The sequence below is a fragment of the Facilibium subflavum genome (assembly GCF_003574485.1).
GTDB lineage: Bacteria > Pseudomonadota > Gammaproteobacteria > Francisellales > Francisellaceae > Facilibium > Facilibium subflavum.
The window spans coordinates 1-4,292 of the sequence record NZ_QLIT01000123.1; the positions used below are offsets into that span (position 1 = coordinate 1).

General features: G+C 36.9%; 5 protein-coding genes. 3 read left to right on the plus strand and 2 right to left on the minus strand.

Features of this window, described 5'->3' with window-relative positions:
- Nucleotides 1–100 precede the first annotated feature (100 nt).
- Complete coding sequence (locus DNK84_RS15050; protein ID WP_119344045.1) at nucleotides 101–268, plus strand: DUF3418 domain-containing protein; 168 nt, start codon at nucleotides 101–103, stop codon at nucleotides 266–268.
- A 3-nt stretch (nucleotides 269–271) separates the two neighbouring features.
- Here DNK84_RS15050 and DNK84_RS08115 read toward each other — a convergent pair whose 3' ends face one another.
- The gene (locus DNK84_RS08115; RefSeq protein WP_162902312.1) at nucleotides 272–1,441 is read right to left on the minus strand and encodes an MFS transporter; all 1,170 of its coding nucleotides are present in this window, start codon (nucleotides 1,439–1,441) and stop codon (nucleotides 272–274) included.
- Between the two features lie 269 nt (nucleotides 1,442–1,710).
- Between DNK84_RS08115 and DNK84_RS08120 the strand changes: the two genes are divergently transcribed.
- Nucleotides 1,711–2,028, plus strand: coding sequence for an MFS transporter (locus DNK84_RS08120; protein WP_119344047.1), 318 nt, complete (start codon nucleotides 1,711–1,713; stop codon nucleotides 2,026–2,028).
- A 123-nt stretch (nucleotides 2,029–2,151) separates the two neighbouring features.
- Complete coding sequence (locus DNK84_RS08125) at nucleotides 2,152–2,904, plus strand: class I SAM-dependent methyltransferase (protein WP_119344048.1); 753 nt, start codon at nucleotides 2,152–2,154, stop codon at nucleotides 2,902–2,904.
- 387 nt (nucleotides 2,905–3,291) lie between these two features.
- On the opposite strand, the gene DNK84_RS08130 is transcribed toward DNK84_RS08125, so the two are convergent.
- Nucleotides 3,292–4,191 carry an NAD(P)-binding domain-containing protein gene (locus DNK84_RS08130; protein ID WP_268876899.1) on the minus strand — a complete coding sequence of 300 codons (900 nt, stop codon included), beginning with the start codon at nucleotides 4,189–4,191 and terminating at the stop codon, nucleotides 3,292–3,294.
- Nucleotides 4,192–4,292: the final 101 nt, after the last annotated feature.

Consider the following 4,292-nt stretch of genomic DNA (forward strand, 5'->3'; position numbering starts at 1 on the left):
ACGATGGGACTGTCTTTAGCAAGCACACCTTTTGTTATTGTGGATAACTCAATGTAGTGCCCTGGGTTTTGAAGGAATCCTTATAAAATAAGGCTTTCACATTCAAAAGTGTCAAAGTCGGGAAAAAGGCTTATCCAAAGAAGATTCAGAAGTCCAAGCCATCCAGTGGCTGTTGTATGAGCTTTGGATTTCCTGGTATGCCCAGGAGATAAAAACCATTGAAACAGTATCAACAACAAGGCTTAAAAAAAGGATTCAGTTGTTGTAAGGTTTAATGCGCCAAGAGCTCAGAAGGCTTGCGCCATAGTATATTTACCATCAATGCAAAAAGTGCACAAACCATACCAAATACTGCAATGCCATGCCAGTGATAACGCTCGGCAACATTAGCACCAACACTGGTACCAAACGCCCCTCCAATAAAGTAGAAAAACATAAAAAGCGTATTTAAACGCGCTCTATTCTGCGCTGACAACGTGTAGTTGACTAGCTGATTAGATAGTAATGAAGCCCTAGATGCAATATCCAAAATTGCCATGGCAATGATGATGACCCACACACTCATACTTGCCTGGCTTAAAATTAAAAAACTCAGCAATACAGGCACTGGAACCCAGCGAACAATAACCATAGGGCCATGCCTATCTGCGGCTTTACCAATAAAACCTGAAGCAAACACACCAAACAATCCAATTAAGGCAAAGCTTCCGATAATACTGCTGTTATAAAAGTAAGGGGCTTGTGATAACAACAATGCTAAAGCGCCCCAAAGCCCACTAAAAGCAAAAAAGATCACACCACCCAACACACAGGATTTCTGCAATACTGGCTGGCGTATCAATAATCCCCAAAGTGAACCTAAAAGCGTTGAATAGTTTGTTTTTTGTCCCATAGGAATCTTGGGAAAACAGGTAAGTAGTAAGCCGATAAAAACAAGGTCAATCACAACACAAACATAATAAATGCCATACCAGCCAAAATAATGTCCGACAAAACCCGACAGTAAGCGGGCAAACACGATGCCTGAGAAAAGCCCAGACATTAACGTGGCAACATTTTTCCCTTGATCTTCCTTACTCGAAATCAAGGTAATTGCGGGGATAACAACCTGTGCAGAAACAGAGCTTGCACCGATGATTAAGGACAAAGGAAACAATAGAAAAAAGTTTGGTTGAACTGCAATAAGCGCTTGGGCAATCGCATTCAAAATAAATAAGCGAATAATCAGTTTCTTGCGACAAAATGCATCACTTATCGGCACAATAAGCAGCAAACCCAGCGCATAACCAATTTGCGTTATTGCTGAAAGCGTGGTTACCGTATCAACATTCATATGATAGCTGTCTGCCATTAAAACAAAAAGTGGCTGCATATAATAAATATTGGCAACCGAAAAGCCACAAAGGCAGGAAAGAAAAAGTAATGTTATTTTATTTGGCATTGTTTTTCCTTGTTCTTCTTGGAGAGATATACTCGAATTTGGTGTATGGGCTGAAATATGACCAGCTGTACTTAGGTGGTGTATTCGCTGCAGATGGAGGAATATACACATGAGTAAAGATAACGTACTTGCTCTGAAAAATACAGTAGAAACTGAAGTAAAAGATGCTTTAACAGGCTTAACTCGAGGAAGCGGCTAATAGCCATACACCAAATTTGACAATAACTCCCCCGCGGCTCAGCGCACGTACCTTAACATGGGTCCTTCTAATGCTGCCGACTCTATTTGTATTAACCATACTTATTTTCTCTCTTGGCTTCTTCCTATCATCTCAAGTTGTTGGCTATCCTTACATCGCAGAAAACAACCCTCCTGATGTTGCAAATACAGCGACTGGACTTGCCTCTTTAATATTAAATTTGCTTGGCGCTGCTTTACAGCCACTTTTTGCTTGGTTTATACATGGTGTCAGAGGAAATGTTGATTTCACTATGGCCTGGTTATTCCTGATTGGCTGCTTTATAGTTGCTTTAGGGACTAGTTTTACGCTAAATAAAGTACCTATAGGACATCCCCTTGCCACCTAATTAATCACCCTGAAAAATACCTTTACCCGTCATCAGTACAATATTTACTTGAAATTTTTAAAGGCAAATTGCAATATTTATAGCACCTACGATGCAAAACCTGTAATCAAGTAAGAATAAAAAATGACTAATCAACTAGATGCTAAATATTACTGCACAAACTCTGATTTACAAAAAAAAATAGCTATCGATTTATTTCAATATCATCAATTTTCCAATGATGAAAAAATTTTAGACGTTGGCAGTGGTGACGGATATATAACAAAGCTCATGTCACAATATGGCTGCATCACAGGCATAGACTCGTCTCATAGTATGATTAATTTTGCTAATGAACATAATTCAAATAAAATGACTACATTCGTAGAATCAACAATACTAAACTATGATACAAAAGAAAAATATTCCCTTATAACTGCCTTTAACTCAATATACTGGTGTGGAGATGTTGATAACATTTTTAAAAAAATACATAGCCTTCTGGAAAAGGATGGTAAATTTTTAATCGTAACATACCCAAAAGAATCCCCTTACTGGGTACCAATAATAGACTTGCTAAAGAAAGAATCATGGGCAAGTTGGCTTGATAAATCAATTTATAAGCATTGGATAACTTCAGAGCAGTATGCCAAAATAATAAATGATAATAGCTTATCGATTATAAAAACCGACGCTTCAATAGAAGAAATTCCTTACTACAGTTCAGGTGAATATATACGCTACTTAAAAGGCTGGCTTCCTTTAATGTTCAATAGCAACGATTTCCCAATTGATGATTTCATAACTGAGTTAGTATTTTCAATATGGGGTAAGGAAACAGAAAAACAAGTTAACTTATCATACAAGAAGCTTGTACTGTACGGTAAATCAACCTGATCACAATAAGGTCAAATGACTAGGTGTTTTTTACGTATTCCTATTTTTTAGTCAGATCCTAAAATATACACATTGCTAAGATGTAAAAATTAATTTAAATAATCCGTTGTTACTTCAGGGAGTTGATTATTATTTGACACACAAAATGCTTCCATTCTACATATCTCCCCTTAATGAATTTCGTTCCTAAACTTCCAAATTGACACCTGAGTTTCAGGGTATTTCACGCCTAAATGCAGAGCCAGTGCCACTTAACTGGAAAGTAGCACTGGATGCACCCGCGCCCCCGCAAATTTTGACTCCAGCTTAATATTTTATTTGGGCAAATAAATTAAAACGCGGAATTAATGTTGATAATATACTGTCAATATTATATTGTCAACAATGCTATTTATGCTTCCATACTTTTCTCCCAAAATCAATTTGGTAATTAACAGTACGAAAACCTAAAGGGTTTCTTTCTTTATTTTTAGCCGTGTCTTCAAAGACCTCCTTGATCAACTCAATCGATGAAATAATTTTATCACTCAATTTCATTGCCGCTGCATATAAGTCCATAACATAATCCCACTGGCCTTCTGATAACTTGTGTACATGGTTAGGAAATTGATTTTTTCCTTGTGCGTCTGAATATGTTGATAGCATTTTTTTATACCTTACTTGGAACAAGGGCAATGCCACTTGACGACTCCATAAAGAAGCCAAATACTCAGCTTGTGCTTCAAAAAGCAAGAATGGCAATACGTTATATGGCAGCCCCACAAAAGCTAAAGAGGGGTAATATAAGTGGACAAGATGCTTATATAATGGATGTACACATTTATCATGCATCATAATAGTGTCTGGCTCAAAGAATGGATATTCATAACAATAGCCTGTGCAATAGATAATATGATCACACTGTACCTTGTTTCCATGCTCTGTTACTACATAAGAGCATCCATCCTTGTTAAAAACATCCACCGGTTTTGATATAAAAGAAGTTACTGTTGAAAAGTAGTCAACCGCACCTTCCTGCAGCGTATAAAGCTCTTCTTGTTTTGTAATGTCCTTTTTTGCAACGTAAACATTGCAACCGTTTTTACGTAGCTCATGTGTAATATCGACACCAGAAGAAGCATATCCAACACAAATAACCGTACCTTTATACTGGCTTGGGCAGCGATAATATTTACTATGCACTATATCTATGATTGGTTTTTTTGACAGCCAATAATCGTCGATATTTGGTTTATCAAAATGACCATTACAAATAGCAACATAATCAAATACTCCAGTTTTTGTGATGTTATTACTTGGTTCTGTGAACCAATTTTTTTACCGCATCCAAATCAAACTCCCAGAAAAGTTTAAAAATCCACTAAAACTGATTATTGTTTTATCAAATC

Excerpts from the sequence above, each read along its gene's own strand:
- DNK84_RS08115 (WP_162902312.1), bottom strand. The coding sequence starts at position 1,441 with ATGCCAAATAAAATAACATTACTTTTTCTTTCCTGCCTTTGTGGCTTT.
- DNK84_RS08125 (WP_119344048.1), top strand. The coding sequence starts at position 2,152 with ATGACTAATCAACTAGATGCTAAATATTACTGCACAAACTCTGATTTA.
- DNK84_RS08120 (WP_119344047.1), top strand. The coding sequence starts at position 1,711 with ATGCTGCCGACTCTATTTGTATTAACCATACTTATTTTCTCTCTTGGC.